Below are 17,763 nucleotides of genomic sequence, written 5' to 3'. Positions count from 1 at the left end.
TCTTAATTTTGATTACAAAATATATGTTTTTCTCCAATATAAATTTACTGATATAGAGTAATTACTTGTAATCATTTTAAAGTCGCCCAGCTATAAATGCAAAAGAAGAGCGCTCGGATGCGACACAGATATTTTGTTCGCACTCAATATGGTGTAATCAAAATTAAGTCGCTTAGCTATAAAATTGAAATAATGCGTTATAGACAGGAAGTTTATCCTCGCTGGTATCATCAGCAGTTTGGTATTTAGAGATTTCTCAAGTAAAATAAACGGTTTATTTTTATGGGTATTTAATAAGACAATGATAATGAATGATAAAGATCTTTCTACATGGAAAACATTTCGCCGACTATGGCCTATGATTTTGCCATTTAAACTGGGATTAAGTGTAGCTGCTGTTGCGTTAATTATTAACGCTGCCGGCGATGCATTCATGATCTCCTTATTAAAACCTTTGCTTGATGAAGGTTTCGGTAAAGCTGATAACAGCACACTAAAATGGTTACCCATTGCTATATTGGGGCTAATGCTGATAAGAGGAATATCGAGTTTTATTTCCAATTATTGTATTGCCTGGGTTTCTGGTAAAGTTGTAATGAATATGCGTAGGCGTTTGTTTGGCCATATGATGGGGATGCCGGTTTCTTTTTTTGATCAGCAGTCGACAGGAACTTTACTTTCTCGCATAACGTATGATTCTGAGCAAGTCGCTTCATCTTCCTCTAGCGCGTTAATCACTATTGTTAGAGAAAGCGCTTACATTATCGGTCTGTTTGGGCTGATGTTTTATTACAGTTGGCATCTTTCACTAATATTAATTGTTATTGCTCCTATTGTTGCGTTAACCATTCGCTCGGTTTCTAAACACTTTAGGAATATTAGTAAAAGTATGCAAACTGGCATGGGACAAGTAACTGCTAGTGCGGAACAGATGTTAAAAGGCCATAAGGAAGTTTTGATTTTTGGTGGGCAAAAAGTTGAAACTGAGCGTTTTAGCAAAGTGAGTAATCATATGCGTCGGCAAACGATGAAAATGGTGACGGCATCTTCTATCTCTGATCCTATTATCCAACTGATAGCCTCTATAGCATTAGCATTCACGCTTTATATCGCGAGTTTTCCTGAAGTTATGCAAACATTGACAGCAGGGACTATCGGTGTGGTTTTTTCATCCATGTTTGCATTAATCCGCCCATTAAAGTCATTAACAAATGTTAATACACAATTTCAAAGAGGTATGGCCGCATTCCAGACATTGTTTACCATTTTAGAGATGGAGCAGGAAAAAGACGAGGGTAAATTAACCTTAAAAAAAGCGAAAGGTGAAATAGAGTTTAAACATGTTACCTTTAAATATGCAACAAAAGAGCATCCTGCATTACATGATGTCTGTTTTAAAATACCGGCAGGAAAATCCATTGCCTTAGTCGGACGATCAGGTTCAGGAAAATCAACTATTGCGAATCTAATTACCCGCTTTTATGAGGTTAATGAAGGGAAAATACTGCTTGATGATCATGATTTACGTGAATACACTTTAAGCTCTCTACGTAGCCAAGTCGCACTCGTTTCTCAACATGTCTATCTTTTTAACGATACTATTGCCAATAATATTGCTTACGCAACCGATGGTCGTTTCAGTCGAAAAGCGATCGAAAAAGCCGCTAAGATGGCTTATGCAATGGACTTTATTCAAAAACTGAATAATGGACTACATACCGTTATTGGTGAAAATGGTGTAATGCTTTCTGGTGGGCAGCGACAACGAATTGCGATTGCGCGTGCTTTATTACATAACTCATCTATATTAATTCTTGATGAAGCTACATCTGCACTTGATACTGAGTCAGAGAGAGCGATTCAGGCAGCATTGGACGAATTACAGAAAAATCGGACTTCGATTATTATTGCCCATCGTCTTTCGACAATAGAAAATGCAGATGAAATTTTAGTTATTCAGGATGGTAAAATTATTGAACGAGGTACCCATCAAACTCTACTTAAGTGCGATGGGGCATATGCTCAACTTTATAGCATACAATTTAAATAATGATTGATAAAATATGGTTAGGTGGTTCGTGGTTATATCTTTTGCTACTACCGTTGTCGATATTATATGGCATGATTATTGGATTAAGGCGCCTTGGCTATCATTTGGCAATTTTCTCTAGTTGGAAAGCGCCGATACCTATTATCGTTGTGGGTAATTTGACTGTCGGCGGTAATGGTAAAACGCCGGTTGTTATTTGGTTAGTTGAGCAGCTTTTATCATGGGGTTATCGTGTTGGTGTTGTATCCCGTGGATATGGCGGTAAAGCAACTTCTTATCCGCTATTAGTTAATGAAAGTATATCAATAAAAGAAACCGGCGATGAGCCTGCGTTAATTTATCGGCGAACTGGTGTGCCAGTGGCAGTTGCCCCTAAACGAGTAGACGCAGTTAAGATGCTACTAAAGCAACAAAAACTGGATGTTATTATTGCTGATGATGGTCTTCAGCATTACGCCCTACAAAGGGATTTTGAGATCGTTGTTATCGAGGGTATCCGTCGTTTTGGCAATGGTTGGTTACTGCCTGCTGGTCCATTACGACAATGTCAATATCGTTTGAATACCGTTAATGCTGTTATTACTAATGGTGGTATCGCTAAGTATGGAGAGATTGCCATGCACTTAACAGGCGATATTGCTATCAATATGTTGACCGGTGAAAAACGCTCAGTCTGTGAATTGGAGCAAGTTGTTGCCATTGCAGGAATTGGGCACCCAGCACGTTTTTTTTCAAGTCTTGAACAAAAAGGAGTGCCATTAATTGCAACACACGCTTTCGCTGATCACCAGTGTTATGAGTTTTCTAAACTAACAACCTTATTAACTGAACATCAAACATTATTAATGACTGAAAAGGACGCAGTGAAATGTTTTCATTTTGCTCAATTAAATTGGTGGTATCTGCCAGTAAATGCCCAACTTGCACAGCTTGGTGCAGAAAAAACCCTTTCCGCCATTAGTGAATTGGTCAAGTCTGGTAAAAATGATTGAAATAATAACATTATCATGTTATCTATAAGTGGAATCTAGTTAGAAATATTAGGAATAGTAGTGACTTCATTGTAGTGACTTCATTTCAATTATACCACGCCAGCTATTATTTCATTAATAAAAAATCCTTTAATTTTATTTAGTATCAAATCTGTTTGATAAACTCTAGTAATGAATAATTTGGCATGTGTTATGTTGTTTGATGTTTAAACAGATCCTAAATAGCGACAGAAATTACTGAGTTGGTGTTTTTTTAATATAATAATACTACTCTGACATTAAAGGTATTTGGTAAAAGAAAAAATGGGGTTTCTATCGAAACCTTAATGAAAGAGTAGGGAGCACTAGGAGAAAATGAAATTTTTTCACCTAGTGAACAAAAGGAGTGTTATTATGACATTACAATTACAAATGTGTCGCGTAAAATTGTTTGATGTAAAAGAAGGCTATGGATTTATCTCCCCAGTCAATGGGGGTCAAGATATCTATGTTAATCGTCGAGCTATTGCGAACACTAAAAATAAATGGCTTAAAGAAGGCCAGTGTGTTGAATTTTTTGTTACGCGTAACGCTTATGGCATTGCTGCCGCTAATGTTATCGCTTATGAATTTTAACCTAATGTTAGCTGCCAATTTCTCAGATTACTAACAAATACACATTAGAGCAGATATTAAAGTTAACGCTGATGCATGCTTATGCTATTCTTGTTTCATCGTAAATTACGTTTTTGATGAGGAATACATGGATCACCGTCTACTTGATATCATTGCTTGTCCTATTTGTCATGGCAAACTAGTCTATGATAAACAAAATTTAGAGCTTATCTGTAAATTTGATCATCTTGCTTATCCTGTGCGTAATAACATACCGGTATTATTAAAAGAAGAAGCTCGTGAGTTGCCTTTAGATAAAGAAAAGTAACATGTTTACAGTTATTATTCCGGCGCGTTTTGCTTCTAATCGTTTACCGGGCAAGCCGTTAGCTGATATTCATGCCAAACCTATGATTATTAGAGTAATGGAAAGAGCCCTAATGTCAGATGCGACGCGAGTTATTGTGGCGACTGATCATCAGGCCGTATTTGATGTGGTGCAAGCGGCCAATGGAGAGGTTTGCATGACCGACGTTCACCACCAATCAGGCACTGAAAGATTAGCGGAAGTTATTGAAAAATATAAATTCTCTGACGATGAAATTATTATCAATGTACAAGGTGACGAACCTTTAATCCCACCAGAAATAATTAATCAATTAGCTAGTAATCTGATGCTAAATAACGTCGGCATGGCAACATTAGCGGCACCGATAAACGATCCACAGGAAGTATTTGATCCGGCTATTGTAAAAGTTGTGACGGATAAACAGAGCAATGCCTTATATTTTTCCAGAGCGGCTATTCCCTGGGAGCGTGATCGCTTTGCAGTTAGCAAAATGGAAATTGGCCAGCATTTTTTGCGTCATATCGGTATTTATGCTTATCGGGCCGGTTTTATTCGTCGTTATATCCAATGGTCGATAAGTCCGTTAGAGACGATAGAAATGCTTGAGCAGCTACGTGTACTGTGGTACGGCGAAAAAATTCATGTAGCCCTGGCACTTAAAACACCATGGCCTGGGGTTGATAATCAGCAGGATCTCGATGCTGTTCGGAAAGCATTTTTCCCTAGTTAAAATTATTCTGATGTCACCAATTATAAAAAGCTAACTATTCCACTACACTGGAACTCAGCATTAGAGGTTGGGTATTGTCAATTTTTATTGACTGCCATATTGAGCCAATAAATTCATACCAAGCGGGTTCTGAGTGGGAAAAAAAGTAAATCGATAGGAAAAATTTTTCCCAGGGTTGTAATGGTGAGGTAATGGCAAGTTGATTGGCGGGTGCTGTAATGGGATGCATATTTCTAGCTATAAAAAACGTTCAGCGCGTGCCATATGGTTAGCTGAAGTCACCAATAGAAAAGGTTGCTGGCCAACGATTTTTTCTACTTCGAAAGCTTCTTCTTGGGTATCTCTGGGGGTGCTTAAGGTTAATTATGGCTGTTTCTGGTACCCCTAACGACAGTGCGACTTTTGCTGCCACTTCAGCATTACTGATTAAATTGTTATCGCGCCCGCCAGTAAAAATTAATTTAGCCCTTGGATATTGAGAATAAAGGCGAATTCCTTCCGTCACTCTAGCCAGGCTATTATTAATAAGGTTAGCGCTTCGCGGCCAATCAGGGTTGTAAGTAAATCCCCCTCCAAGTACAACGATATATTGGATGTTTTCTTCTTTAGGGTGCAAAAGTTCATAGCGTTTGTTAAACACACCTTCTGACGATAGTAGTAATTTATCAGCGACAGGTTGTAGACTTAGTAACAAAATAGTTAACCAACTAAAAGAGACTAAATATTTGCCACTTTTTTGCCAATTAGTGAACAAAAGTAGTAATAATCCGATAAAACTAATTAAAATAAGGAGAGGTAATGGCATTAAAAGCGCAGTAATGTATTTTTTAATGTAAACAGCATGTTTCAATCCTAGTTAATCAATTTATCGAGTATAGTATAATTTAATCATATAGATAATAGTTAATAAATTGTTAATATAGAAATCATTTTCAATGAAAATATTATTGTTTTTTTATTAACAATATCTAGGTTGAATAGATATTTTTATCGTCAATGGCGATTCAGTTTTATAATAGTGCTTATCGGGGTATTTTTTCATGGTAGATCGCAATTTTGATGATATTGCAAATAAGTTTACACAAAATATTTATGGTACTACCAAGGGAAAAATACGCGAAGCTGTTATTTGGCAGGATCTTAACTGTTTGCTTGATTTATTACCTAATAAGCCGCTAAAGATATTAGAGGCGGGTGGAGGAGAAGGTTTTTTGGGAAGCAAGCTAGCTGCGATGGGGCAGCAAGTTATTGTTTGTGACATTTCGGCAACAATGCTTGAACGCGCTAAATTATTGGCTAAAGAAAAAAGTAAGCCATAGCATGCAATTCATTCACTTTTCACTTCAAAATATTACGCAATATTTAACAGAAATGAGAGCAGTTGATTTAGTATTGTTTTATGCAGTTATTGAATGGATCAGTGAACAAAAATCTGCAATAAAAACCCTAGCAGATATAATTAACCCAGGTGGCGCATTTTCTATCATGTTTTATAATGCGAATGGGTTGGTGATGAGAAATGCTGTATTAGATAACTTCCATTTAGCGACACCTAATATTCAGCGACGCCGCAAAGGTTCACTTACCCCTCTAAATCCGTTATTACCAGAAACAGTATATCAATAGCTGGCAGAATTTGATTTTAGAATAGTTGGTAAAACAGGTGTACGGGTTTTTTATGATTATCTACAAAGCCGCGTCAGTTACAAAATAAAGATTTTCCGGCGTTGCTTGCTTTAGAGCAGCGTTATTGTCGACAACAACCCTATATTGATCTGGGGCGCTATATTCATGTTATGGCATGCAAGTCTATGTGAAAGGATGAATTATGGGTGAATTTTCCCAGACTGTTCCGGAATTGGTATCCTGGTCGCGGAAAAATGATTTTTCAATCTCATTACCTGCTGAGCGTCTGGCGTTTTTATTGGCTGTTGCTGTTCTTAATAGTGAGCGGCTTGATGGCGAAATGAGTGAAGGTGAATTAATTGATGCTTTTCGTGAAGTCAGTAAAGGATTCGAGCAGACAGCAGAAACGGTTACTACCAGAGCTAATAATGCCATTAATGATATGGTAAGGCAGAAATTATTTAATCGTTTTTCAAGTGAAATCATTGAAGCTAATGCAATTTACCGTTTAACGCCACTTGGTATAGGCATCAGTGATTATTATATTCGCCAGCGGGAATTTTCTTCTCTACGTTTATCTATGCAACTTTGGATAGTAGCTGGTGAATTAAGTCGAGGAGCGGATGCCGCAGAAGAAGGAGGAGATGAATTTCATTGGCATCGCCATGTCTTTGCACCATTAAAATATTTGGTGGCAGAAATTTTTGCCAGTATTGATATGTCACAGAGTGTGATGGATGAACAGCAAAATAGTGTAAAGGAAGACATCTCTGCTTTACTCAGTCAGGATTGGCAGGCAGCGATTGCCAATTGTGAACAACTTTTAACGGAAAGTTCCGGCACATTACGTGAATTACAAGATACGCTAGAAGCGGTTGGTGATAAATTACAGACTAATTTGTTACGTATCGAAGAGGCCAATATGAATGGAGGTGGTTCAGAATTGGTTGATAAGCTAGTATTTTATCTACAAAGTAAGCTTGATCGAATTATTAGCTGGGGGCAACAATCTATCGATCTCTGGATTGGCTATGATCGCCATGTGCACAAATTTATTCGTACTGCCATTGATATGGATAAAAATAGAATATTTTCGTAACGCCTGCGCCTCTCGGTGCAAAATTATTTTACTGATCCTTGGGCATTAACGGTAGCCAATGCCGAACGATTGTTTGATGTGCGTGATGAAGATCTGGTATTGAGTAATGAAGAAGTGACGGGTGAATTGCCAGCTGAACTGGAATATGAAGAATTTAATGAGATTAATGAACAACTGATTGAGATAATGGAGCAGGCATTGGCTGGTTATAAGAAAGATCAGCATCCATTGGATATTGGTTTAATATTACGTGATTACTTGACTAAATATCCACAGAAACGGCATTTTGATGTTGCGCATATTATTGTCGATCAGGCAGTTAAGTTAGGTATAGCAGAAGCGGATTTCTCAGGTATCCATCCTGAATGGTTAGCGATTAATGATTACAGAGCCAAGGTACAGGCACATGTCATCGACAAATATTGAACAATTTATGCCAGTAAAATTGGCACAAGCTTTAGTCAGCTCCCTTTTCCCTGAATTGGATAGCCAGCTTCGAGCCGGGCGTCATATTGGCATTGATGATCTGGATAATCATGCCTTTTTGATGGATTTTGAACAGGAATTAACCGCTTTTTATGCTCGCTATAATGTTGAGCTGATCCGTGCGACAGAAGGTTTTTTCTATTTACGTCCACGGTCGACCACATTAATTCCTTTCTCAGTTTTATCTGAATTAGATATGATGGTTGGCAAAATTCTTTGTTATCTTTATTTAAGCCCGGAAAGACTTTCGAATCAGGGTATTTTTACTGCGCAGAAACTGTTTGAAGAACTATTGTCACTAGCGGATGAAAGTAAACTACTGAAGTTTGTCAATCAGCGCTCAACAGGGACGGATTTGGATAAACAAAAATTACAAGAAAAGCTTCGCACTTCGCTTAATCGCCTACGCCGATTAGGCATGGTTCATTTTTTACAAAATGACAGTCACCGTTTTATGATCACTGAATCTGTCTTTCGTTTTGGTGCTGATGTGCGTAGTAGTGATGATCCACAGCAAGCCCAATTACGGATGATCCGTGATGGTGAAGCTATGTCGTTAAAAGATAACTTATCGTTAACAGATAACGAAAATAATGATAATGACAAAGATGAAGCGGAGGATGAATAGCTATGTTAGAACGAGGCAAGTTTCGCTCACTCACGCTCATCAACTGGAACGGTTTTTTGCCAGAACCTCTTTGATTTGGATGAGTTAGAACGACGTTATCTGGTGGCAATGGTGCCGGCAAATCGACCACCATGGCAGCATTTATTACTGCTATGATCCCTGATTTAACCTTGTTGCATTTTCGTAATACCACCGAAGCGGGTGCAACCTGGGCATCGCGCGATAAAGGGCTGCATGGAAAATTACGCCCAGGGGTTTGTTATTCGATTTTGGACGTCATTAATTCTCGTCATCAGCGTATTTTAGTGGGGGTTCGCTTACAACAAATTGCGGGACGTGATAAAAAAGTTGATATAAAACCTTTCATAATCGAAAGGTTACCAACGGCAATTTTACCAACCCATATTTTGACTGAACAAGTAGAAGAACGTCAGGCGCGGGTAATTAGTTTAAATGATTTAAAAGATCAAATGGATGCGATTGAAGGTGTACAGTTTAAAGAATTTAATTCAATCACTGATTACCACGCCCAGCTATTTGAACTGGGTATTATTCCAAAACGATTCAGATCATCGAGTGACAGGAGAAAATTTTATCGCTTAATTGAAGGCTTCTTTATACGGTGGAATTTCCAGCGCTATTACGCGTTCATTACGTGATTATCTGTTGCCGGAAAATAGTGGTGTTCGCAAAGCCTTTCAGGATATGGAAGCGGCTTTGCGTGAAAATAGTTTAACTCTTGAAGCGATCCGCGTCACTCAATCTGATCGTGATTTATTTAGACGTTTAATCAATAAAGCAACGGATTACGTTTCAGCTGATTATATGCGGCATGCTAATGAACGCCGCGTTCATCTAGATAGATCTAGATAGTGCACTTGCTGTTCGAGCGAAATTATTTGACGGCCGTAAACAACTGATAGCTGCCCAGACCCGTCATGTTGAAATGGTACGTGAACTGGATGAACAAAATGGTTCTTCATTAGATTTAGAAGCTGATTTTCAGGCAGTAAGTGATCATCTGGGGTTAGTGCAAGCTGCGGTACGTCAGCAGGAAAAAATTGATCGCTATCAGACCGCGACATTGAAGAGATAACTTATCGTCTAAAAGAGCAGAGTGAAGTTGTTGAGCAAGCATTAGAGCAACAAAGTGAGCTTCAAGCCAAAGTTAAGGCGGCTAAATTAGAAGTTGATGAGATAAAAAGTCAACTGGCTGATTATCAGCAAGCGTTAGATGTTCAGCAAACGCGTGCAATTCAATATCAAAAAGCCCAGCAAGCGTTGGAAAGGGCAAAGAAAATTTGCTAATTACCTAAACTAACGCCAGATAATGTTGAACAATTTTTAATTAGTTTTGAGCAAAAAGAGCAACAGAATACCGAAAAATTACTTGCTCTGAAGCAGAAAATCAGTGTTATTGATGCGGCGACTAAGCAATTTGACCAAGCTTATAGCTTAGTTAACAATATCGGCGGTGAGGTAAAACGGGATAAGGCTTATCAAAAAGCACGTGAATTATTGGGCGACTGGGCTTCACAACAACATCTTGCCTAACGCATTAAGCCGCTACAGATGCAATTAGCTGAGCTGAAGCAAAAACTTAATAGTCAGCAAGATGCCCAACGCATTTTAGCCGAGTTTTGTCAATATTCTGAACAGCAATATAAGCCAGATGAGTTAACGACACTACTGGAAGAATTAGAAGCTCAGGAAGAGGAACTGAGTATTTCTGTTAGTGAAAGTAGTGAGCATCGCATGTTAATGCGTCAAGAGCTTGAGCAGATCAAACAAAAAATTCAAACCCTAACCAAAAAAGCACCTACTTGGCTGGCAGCACAGGATGCCCTTAATCAATTAACTGTGCAGGCTAATGATAGTTTTAGCCATAGTCATGAAATTACCGAGCATCTACAGCAATTGTTGGAACAAGAACGTGAAATCACCGTTGAACGAGATGAAGTCGCCAGTCAAAAGTGTGAATTGGAGCAACAAATAGCTCATCTTAGTCAACCGAGCGGCGGCTGACGATAACCGCTTACTTGGCCTAGCTGAACGGCTTGTTGGTATTTTGTTATCTGAAATTTATGATGACGTTACTATTGATGATGCGCCTTATTTTTCAGCGCTCTATGGTCCAGCAAGACATGGTATTGTTATTCCTGAGCTAGCAAAAATTCACTCACAGCTTGGTGAATTGATAGCCGAATGTCCTGATGATGTCAATTTTATTGAAGGCGATCCGCAGTCTTTTGATGATAGCGTGTTTAATGCAGAAGAATTTGACCAGGCAGTATTAGTGCGCTCGTCAGAGCGTCAATGGCGTTTTCTCGTTACCCTGAAGTCCCTCTATTTGGTCGGCCAGCGCGTGAAAATCAGCTGGAGATGTTGAGCCAAGAGAGAGATACCCTAGCTGAGCGTTATGCGACTCTCTCATTTGATATGCAAAAATTACAACGTGCTCATCATGCATTTAGTGGTTTTATTGGTAAACATCTGGCCGTGGTTTTTGACGCCGATCCAGAGGCTGAAATTCGTTCTTTAAATCAACGTAAAAATGAGCTTGAGCGCCAATTAGCTCAATTTGAAGCACAAACACAACAACAAAAACAGAAACATACTGCGACTAAAGAACGTTTGTCGAGTTTAAACCGATTGTTGCCCAAAGTTAATTTGCTAATGGATGAAACGCTAGTCTCTCGGATTGAAGAAATCCGAAAAGCATTGGCAGAGGGAGAAGAAGCGGGGCACTTTTTGCATAAGCATGCAAAATCGTTAACACAATTAGAGCCAATAGCCAACGTCCTACAAAGTGATCCTGAGCAGCATGAGCAATTACGTCATGAATATGAACAGGTTAAACAGTTGCAGCAACAATCTAAACAGCAATCTTTTACTTTAATTGAAGTTACTCAACGTCGCGCTCATTTTAGTTATCACGACTCGACGGAGATGCTGTCAGAAAATACCGATTTAAATAATAAACTCCGCAAGCGTCTGGAAGAGGCTGAAAAAGAGCGTAGTCAGGCACGTGAAGAGTTAAGGCAAGAACAAACTAAAACGGCGCAATTTAATCAACTATTAGCTTCACTGCGTAGCTCTTATCAAACTAAGCAGGATGTGCTAAGAGAATTAGAAGCTGAAATAAAAGCAATTGGCGTTCAAGCAGATAGTAATGCTGAAAAACGGGCACGCGAACGCCGAGAACAACTTTATGAAGCTGTAAATGCTAATCGCTCGCGCATTAACCAATTGGAAAAACAGATCGCATTTTGTGAAGCTGAAATGGACAATTGGCAGAAAAAATTACGTAAATTAGAGCGGGATTATTACCAACTTCGCGAGCAGGTGGTCTCCGGTAAATCTGGTTGGTGTTCTGTAATGCATATGGTCAGAGAAAACGGTGTCGAGCGTCGTTTACATCGGCGAGAATTAGCTTATATGGATGGCGATAGTTTACGTTCGATGTCAGATAAAGCGCTAGGTGCACTTAGACAAGCGGTAGTGGATAATGAACATTTACGCGATGTATTACACGTGCCTCTGAAGATCTTAAACGACCAGAGCGCAAAGTAGCGTTCTTTATTGCGGTTTATCAACATTTACGTGAACGTATTCGACAAGACATTATTTGTACTGATGATCCGGTTGATGCCATTGAAAAAATGGAAATTGAATTAGCGCGTTTGACAGAAGAACTGACAGCCCGTGAACAAAAATTGGGCATTAGTGCAAAGAGTGTGGCAAATATTATCCGTAAAACGATCCATCGTGAGCAAAATCGCATCCGCCTGCTTAACCAAGGGCTACACTCCGTTGCTTTTGGACAGGTAAAAGGGGTTCGGCTTAATGTTAATATTCGACAAAGTCATGAATCACTACTTGATGTGTTATCAGAAAAGCACGAACATCATCAGGATCTGTTTAAAAATAAAAGTCTGACATTCTCTGAAGCGATGGCAAAGCTTTATCAACGTTTAAACCTTCAGCTAGATATTGGCCAACCCCTGCCCCAAACAATTGGTGAAGAATTACTTGATTATCGTAATTATCTAGAACTGGATGTTCAAGTTAATCGTGGTTCGGATGGGTGGCTCAAAGCTGAAAGTGCCGCGCTGTCGACGGGAGAAGCAATTGGTACAGGCATGTCAATTTTGGTGATGGTGGTACAGAGTTGGGAGGAAGAGTCACAACGATTACGAGGTAAAGATATTTTACCTTGTAGGTTCTTATTCCTGGATGAAGCAGCTCGATTGGATGCTAAATCGATTGCAACATTATTTGAACTTTGTGAACGATTGAAAATGCAATTAATTATTGCTGTGCCTGAAAATATCAGTCCGGAAAAAGGGACCACTTATAAGCTGGTACGTAAGGTATTTGGCCAACAGGAGCATGTTCATGTCGTTGGTTTGAAAGGTTTTGGACAAGAAGATAAACCGTTAAAAATATTTTCTGCTGTCAATTAATTTCAAGTAGTAAAAATTTATTTTTATATTTTAACAACCGCTATTTCTTGATAGCGGTTTTTTTATTACAGCTATGTTTTAAAAGTAAATTAAGTATTGCAATTGAAAATAAAGTGATCGAAGATTATATAGCTAAGCGTCTTAATTTTGATTACAAAAATATATGTTTTTCTCCAATATAAATTTAGTGATATAGAGTAATTACTTGTAATCATTTTAAAGTCGCCTAGCTATATTTTAAGTAGTAGGTTAGTAATTTAATTTTTAATAAGTATTAAATCTAAAACTTATGGGATTTTATTTTAAATGAAAATTTACTTTATCAGTGCAGGTTATAAATTAATTTATAAATATGATTATTTTTAAATAAAAAATTATTTAAATTTTTATCAAATAAACCACAACAGATTAGTTAATTTTAATCTTCTAAAAAAAATTTTTTACTCGGGTATTAAAACAATAAAAATGAATTATAAAGGTGGTATTATGGCGAATAAACGAGTCAACACTTTGCGTGCTTCATTAATAGGCTGTGTAATATTGACAGTAACACCAGCGTGTGCATAGCTCGCGAAAATAAACACAACCCACAAATATCCAAGTTCCTTTAACCAATTTGGTTTCTGAGCAGAAAAATGTAACTGCTGAAGAGATATAAAAAAATCGTCAGCAACTGCAAGGCTTCTTATCACCAGGTACTAATTTAGTATATGCCGACAGATTAGCTAAGCTCTATGCTGAAAATAATATGCAGCCATTGTTGGATGATGAAACAGCGGTATTAAAATTTAAGCAGCAGTTAGCAGAATTAGCGTTGGCCGGTTTTCAGCTTCAGTTTGGTAAATGCCTATCACTATTAGTAAAAAATAAACAACTCAATCAGATGGAACGAGATATTATTTTTTCAGATGCTATGTTGGGTTATTTATATTTTATATGTAATGTAAAATTTAATGGTAAAGATTGGTTATATCAAAAAACGCCTTATCAAATTCGTGAGCCGACGGTTGGTGCCGTTTTTCAGTTGCAAACTGCGGTTATAGCTGGGCGACTTTAAAATGATTACAAGTAATTACTCTATATCAGTAAATTTATACTCGAGAAAAACATATATTTTGTAATCAAAATTAAGACGCTTAGCTATATCCATCATGATTACACTGTTTTTAGGAAGTACTGGGATAAGGACTTGGGTGAGCCATGCATAGAAAACATCGCTGTTAATATTGATATCAAATAATCCGATAGCAAACAGCGTTGTGCCCAATAAAGCGCCGATAACATTTGTTCTTCCTTTAGCTCCCCAGTTCTTGAGACCAACACACCGTTGACCTTTCGGGGAATAGCCGTGAGTCCGCGGGGTATCGTGTGAAAAACCACTTTCATCAATAAAAACAATATGCTTGCCTTCTTTTTCATACTGTTGTTTTTTGTTGAAACGTTTGTCGAGTGTTTTCGTCGGCTTTCGGATGACGTAGAGTTTTTTTATAGGTCAATCCCATTTTTTTAAGAGCTTGCCAAATGGCCTTCTGACAAACGCCAAAACGCTCTGCACGCTCTTTTTGGTAAGCATCTGGATATTGTTCAACATCTTTTATCAACTCGGATTTATCGATTTTTCGCTGACGCGTAGTCGATGCTTTTGGCTCTATTTGATTAATCCAACGCGATACAGATGCAGAGCCAATCCGAAATTGCTTCGCTGTTTCTCGGATACTCAACCCTTCTTCTTCCATCGTAAATATCACTTTACGTCTAAAATCAATTGAATAGCTCATATAAATAATGTCATCAAAATTAAGTCGCTTAGCTATAACAAAATTTTGACTGATAATGGGGCTATTTTGTGCGCAATAAGTATAAATATTGAGCGGTTTGACATAGTTATTGCAAAAATAGATTATAATAATGTTATATTTAATTATAATTAATATGTATTAAATGTGATATTATATAAAGTTACATTTATATTTTTTACATAATTATACAAAAGTAGTGGAATAAATTCGGTATAATTATTGTACATCTTGGTTATTTTTTTATTTTTATTTGAGTTAAGTGGCTATAGACAATATTGATCAAAATCGACGAAAATGGTTAGGTTATGGCGCGATAACATTGGGTTTTAGCTTATTACCTAGGCATGCCTTTGCGGCATTAACAACCCCGCGACCCAAAATTCTTCGCTTTGAAAATCTTCATACCGGTGAGTTTCTTAAGACTGAGTTTTTTGATGGTCGTCGTTATAATAACGCTGAATTGACCCGCTTGAATCACTTATTCCGTGATCATCGTAATAATAAAATTAAAATTATTGATCCGAAATTATTTGATCAGATTTATGTGTTGCAAGTACTAATGGGAACCAATAAACCTGTTCAACTAGTTTCTGGCTATCGCTCAGTCGAAACCAATAATGCACTTCGACGTAAAAGTAGTGGGGTTGCTAAAAACAGCTATCATACCCATGGCCGAGCCATGGATTTTCATATCCAAGGGGTCGAACTTAAGCATATTCGCAAAGCAGCATTAAAAATGCGAGCAGGCGGAGTAGGTTATTATCCTAATAGTAATTTTGTTCATATTGATACAGGACCGGTCAGAAAATGGTAAGCTATTAGATTATTAAATAAATTTTTATTTAAATAATGGACTTACTACCATATGAAATTTGATATTATTCCTGTAACCGATTTTAAGCAGAATTGTACGCTAATTTGGGATGAAAAGAGCTTGGATGCCGTTATTGTTGATCCGGGTGGTGAAGTAGCAAAATTAATTGCAGAAATTACAAAGCGTTCATTAAATTTACAGTATATCTTATTAACCCATGGTCATTTTGATCATGTTGGTGGGTGTGCTGAATTAGTAGCGCATTTCTCGGTGCCAATTTATGGTCCGCAAAAAGAAGATGAGTTTTTGATCAAGGGATTGGCAATTCAAAGCCAAATTTTTCGTGTTGCGCAATGTCCGGACTTTACCCCAGATCGCTACTTTCAAGAGGGTGATGAAATTATTTTTGCTGACATTAAACTGGCTGTTCTACATTGCCCAGGCCATACGCCTGGACATATTATCTTTGTTAATCATGCAGATAAGCTAATTTCTATGGGAGATGTACTTTTCCAGGGTGGTGTTGGCCGCACTGATTTCCCTAAAGGTGATCATGCAACATTAATCCAATCAATTAAAACAAAAATTTTGCCCCTTGGTGATGATTATCAATTTATTCCCGGTCATGGGCAAATGTCTAATTTGGCGGCTGAACGGCAATTTAATCCCTTCTTACAAGGCTAGTTTTATTCAGTTACCACAATTTCGCCGTTAGGCTTTTAATAATAAAAACCGATTAGGGTATTGGCCTAATCGGTAACTGTCTGAATTAACAGTTTTTTATTTATAATACGTCAATGATAGCTTTGCATAAAGGAACCATATTCTCTAACGTGAAGCCAGCGACGTTAATACGACCTGAACTAATTGCATAGATAGCATGTTTTTCACGTAGCTGAGTTACTTGTTCTTCATTAAGACCACTAAAAGAGAACATACCGTTTTGTTTACTAATAAAACTAAAATCTTGCTTAACGCCTTTTTCTTGTAATGTATTCACAAATAGCTTTCGCATACGTTGGATGCGCTGCCGCATAGTTGTCAGCTCTTCGATCCACTCTTTCTTTAGTAATTCATCGGATAAAATCGTGGTAACAATGGCTCCACCGTGGGCTGGGGGATTAGAATAGTTTGCTCGGATAATCGATTTTATTTGACTAAACGCTCGCTCTGCTTGATCACTATTATTGGCAACAATTGTACAGGCACCGACTCGTTCATTATATAAGCCAAAATTTTTCGAGTAGGAACTGGCAATAATGATTTCAGGATTTTTGTTGGTAAAAATACGTAACCCTTGCGCATCTTCGTCCAGGCCTTTAGCAAAACCTTGATAGGCAAAATCAAAAACCGGCAATAAATTTTTTTCAGCTGCTAGAGTAGACAAAATTTCCCATTGTTCTGGTGTTGAGTCGATACCGGTCGGGTTATGACAGCAACCATGTAGCAATAATACATCACCTGGTTTTGCATCTTCTAAGCTACTTAACATGCCAGCAAAATCCAGATTATGCTTTTCAGCATCATAGTAATTGTAATGACAACATGTCAGGCCACCCGCTTTAAATATATTCTGGTGATTTAGCCAGGTTGGTTGGCTGATCCAGACGCGCTGAGCAGAGGTCTGTTTAGCAATAAATTCAGCAGTAATACGCAATGCACAGGTGCCGCCTGGCGCCTGTGAAGTGCGAGCTCGATTTTCGGAAATTATTGGATGGTTGTTGCCAAACAGTAAGGTTTGAGTAACGGTGGCAAATTCGGCTATCCCGCTGATAGCAAGATAATTTTTAGTCACTCCGTTGTCTAAAAGATATTTTTCTGCTTTTTTGACGGAAGAAAGAATGCGGGTTTTTCCTGACTCATCCTTGTAAACACCAATACCTAAATTGATTTTTTGTTTACGCTGATCAGCATTAAAACTCTCTGCTAAACCTAAAATAGGATCCGCAGGAGCAGCAATAATATTTTCGAACATATTTATAATTCCAATGACTCAATTGTGATTTGGTAATCGAGGGATCTCAGGTTAACGCGATGAAAATGATTTGCCAACACTCTGAGGTAAAAATGAGCCAAACTTGTGATATTAGATTCGGTTGATATAGCTAAGCGACTTAATTTTGATTACAC

The 17,763-nt window shown here is 37.9% G+C and carries 14 protein-coding genes and 4 pseudogenes; 13 read left to right on the top strand and 5 right to left on the bottom strand.

Features of this window, described 5'->3' with window-relative positions:
• Positions 1-96 precede the first annotated feature (96 nt).
• From ARSQ2_RS07140 to kdsB, 6 genes are all read left to right on the top strand, one after another.
• Positions 97-249, top strand: coding sequence for a hypothetical protein (locus ARSQ2_RS07140; RefSeq protein ID WP_181994862.1), 153 nt, complete (start codon positions 97-99; stop codon positions 247-249).
• Positions 250-304: 55 nt separating this feature from the next.
• On the top strand, positions 305-2,050 hold the full coding sequence (gene msbA / locus ARSQ2_RS07135; RefSeq protein WP_181994865.1) for a lipid A ABC transporter ATP-binding protein/permease MsbA: 1,746 nt from the start codon (positions 305-307) through the stop codon (positions 2,048-2,050).
• Positions 2,050-3,042 (top strand): tetraacyldisaccharide 4'-kinase, encoded by a 993-nt coding sequence (lpxK, locus tag ARSQ2_RS07130; RefSeq protein WP_181994861.1) that lies wholly within the window; start codon positions 2,050-2,052, stop codon positions 3,040-3,042. The genes msbA and lpxK overlap by 1 nt, the downstream gene beginning before the upstream one ends.
• Positions 3,043-3,435: 393 nt before the next feature.
• Positions 3,436-3,657: a cold-shock protein gene (locus ARSQ2_RS07125; protein ID WP_181994860.1), complete on the top strand. Its 222-nt coding sequence runs from the start codon at positions 3,436-3,438 to the stop codon at positions 3,655-3,657.
• 127 nt (positions 3,658-3,784) lie between these two features.
• Positions 3,785-3,964, top strand: coding sequence for a Trm112 family protein (locus tag ARSQ2_RS07120; RefSeq protein ID WP_181994859.1), 180 nt, complete (start codon positions 3,785-3,787; stop codon positions 3,962-3,964).
• Between the two features lies 1 nt (position 3,965).
• The gene (gene kdsB, locus ARSQ2_RS07115) at positions 3,966-4,715 is read left to right on the top strand and encodes a 3-deoxy-manno-octulosonate cytidylyltransferase (protein WP_181994858.1); all 750 of its coding nucleotides are present in this window, start codon (positions 3,966-3,968) and stop codon (positions 4,713-4,715) included.
• Between the two features lie 34 nt (positions 4,716-4,749).
• On the opposite strand, the pseudogene elyC reads toward kdsB, so the two are convergent.
• Positions 4,750-5,547: pseudogene (gene elyC / locus ARSQ2_RS07110) on the bottom strand (envelope biogenesis factor ElyC).
• Between the two features lie 208 nt (positions 5,548-5,755).
• On the opposite strand from elyC, the pseudogene ARSQ2_RS07105 reads away from it, so the two are divergent.
• The 4 genes and pseudogenes from ARSQ2_RS07105 (at position 5,756) to mukB (ending at position 13,020) form a co-directional block, all read left to right on the top strand.
• Positions 5,756-6,532: pseudogene (locus tag ARSQ2_RS07105) on the top strand (methyltransferase domain-containing protein).
• A gap of 11 nt (positions 6,533-6,543) precedes the next feature.
• A pseudogene (gene mukF / locus ARSQ2_RS07100) lies at positions 6,544-7,866 on the top strand (chromosome partition protein MukF).
• On the top strand, positions 7,847-8,554 hold the full coding sequence (gene mukE / locus ARSQ2_RS07095; RefSeq protein ID WP_181994857.1) for a chromosome partition protein MukE: 708 nt from the start codon (positions 7,847-7,849) through the stop codon (positions 8,552-8,554). Before mukF ends, mukE begins: the two are co-directional and overlap by 20 nt.
• 2 nt (positions 8,555-8,556) lie before the next feature.
• Positions 8,557-13,020: pseudogene (gene mukB / locus ARSQ2_RS14820) on the top strand (chromosome partition protein MukB).
• Between the two features lie 89 nt (positions 13,021-13,109).
• On the opposite strand, the gene ARSQ2_RS13720 reads toward mukB, so the two are convergent.
• Positions 13,110-13,235 carry a hypothetical protein gene (locus tag ARSQ2_RS13720; protein ID WP_255487645.1) on the bottom strand — a complete coding sequence of 42 codons (126 nt, stop codon included), beginning with the start codon at positions 13,233-13,235 and terminating at the stop codon, positions 13,110-13,112.
• A gap of 458 nt (positions 13,236-13,693) precedes the next feature.
• Between ARSQ2_RS13720 and ARSQ2_RS07085 the strand changes: the two genes are divergently transcribed.
• Positions 13,694-14,077 carry a L,D-transpeptidase scaffold domain-containing protein gene (locus ARSQ2_RS07085; RefSeq protein WP_255487646.1) on the top strand — a complete coding sequence of 128 codons (384 nt, stop codon included), beginning with the start codon at positions 13,694-13,696 and terminating at the stop codon, positions 14,075-14,077.
• A gap of 15 nt (positions 14,078-14,092) precedes the next feature.
• Here ARSQ2_RS07085 and ARSQ2_RS07080 read toward each other — a convergent pair whose 3' ends face one another.
• Positions 14,093-14,410 (bottom strand): transposase, encoded by a 318-nt coding sequence (locus tag ARSQ2_RS07080; RefSeq protein ID WP_238334377.1) that lies wholly within the window; start codon positions 14,408-14,410, stop codon positions 14,093-14,095.
• Positions 14,411-14,435: 25 nt separating this feature from the next.
• Positions 14,436-14,798, bottom strand: coding sequence for an IS630 transposase-related protein (locus ARSQ2_RS07075; RefSeq protein ID WP_202880368.1), 363 nt, complete (start codon positions 14,796-14,798; stop codon positions 14,436-14,438).
• A 286-nt stretch (positions 14,799-15,084) separates the two neighbouring features.
• Here ARSQ2_RS07075 and mepK point away from each other — a divergent pair, with 286 nt between their 5' ends.
• Both mepK and ARSQ2_RS07065 read left to right on the top strand, forming a co-directional pair.
• Positions 15,085-15,633, top strand: coding sequence for a peptidoglycan L,D-endopeptidase MepK (mepK, locus tag ARSQ2_RS07070; RefSeq protein ID WP_181994863.1), 549 nt, complete (start codon positions 15,085-15,087; stop codon positions 15,631-15,633).
• A gap of 51 nt (positions 15,634-15,684) precedes the next feature.
• Complete coding sequence (locus tag ARSQ2_RS07065) at positions 15,685-16,317, top strand: MBL fold metallo-hydrolase (RefSeq protein ID WP_181994855.1); 633 nt, start codon at positions 15,685-15,687, stop codon at positions 16,315-16,317.
• 100 nt (positions 16,318-16,417) lie between these two features.
• Here the strand turns inward: ARSQ2_RS07065 and ARSQ2_RS07060 are convergent, their stop codons facing one another.
• Entirely contained in the window at positions 16,418-17,608 is a 1,191-nt protein-coding gene (locus tag ARSQ2_RS07060; RefSeq protein WP_181994854.1) for an amino acid aminotransferase, read from the bottom strand.
• Positions 17,609-17,763: the final 155 nt, after the last annotated feature.

The organism is Arsenophonus endosymbiont of Bemisia tabaci Q2 (genome assembly GCF_902713415.1).
Taxonomy (GTDB): domain Bacteria; phylum Pseudomonadota; class Gammaproteobacteria; order Enterobacterales; family Enterobacteriaceae; genus Arsenophonus.
Note: the sequence above shows the minus strand (reverse complement) of the source record. Positions and strands in the feature narration are given on the sequence as shown.

Coding starts and splice junctions, on each gene's coding strand:
- ARSQ2_RS07140 (WP_181994862.1), top strand. CDS start 97: ATGCAAAAGAAGAGCGCTCGGATGCGACACAGATATTTTGTTCGCACT.
- lpxK (WP_181994861.1), top strand. CDS start 2,050: ATGATTGATAAAATATGGTTAGGTGGTTCGTGGTTATATCTTTTGCTA.
- ARSQ2_RS07125 (WP_181994860.1), top strand. CDS start 3,436: ATGACATTACAATTACAAATGTGTCGCGTAAAATTGTTTGATGTAAAA.
- ARSQ2_RS07120 (WP_181994859.1), top strand. CDS start 3,785: ATGGATCACCGTCTACTTGATATCATTGCTTGTCCTATTTGTCATGGC.
- kdsB (WP_181994858.1), top strand. CDS start 3,966: ATGTTTACAGTTATTATTCCGGCGCGTTTTGCTTCTAATCGTTTACCG.
- mukE (WP_181994857.1), top strand. CDS start 7,847: ATGTCATCGACAAATATTGAACAATTTATGCCAGTAAAATTGGCACAA.
- ARSQ2_RS13720 (WP_255487645.1), bottom strand. CDS start 13,235: ATGATTACAAGTAATTACTCTATATCACTAAATTTATATTGGAGAAAA.
- ARSQ2_RS07075 (WP_202880368.1), bottom strand. CDS start 14,798: ATGAGCTATTCAATTGATTTTAGACGTAAAGTGATATTTACGATGGAA.
- ARSQ2_RS07065 (WP_181994855.1), top strand. CDS start 15,685: ATGAAATTTGATATTATTCCTGTAACCGATTTTAAGCAGAATTGTACG.
- ARSQ2_RS07060 (WP_181994854.1), bottom strand. CDS start 17,608: ATGTTCGAAAATATTATTGCTGCTCCTGCGGATCCTATTTTAGGTTTA.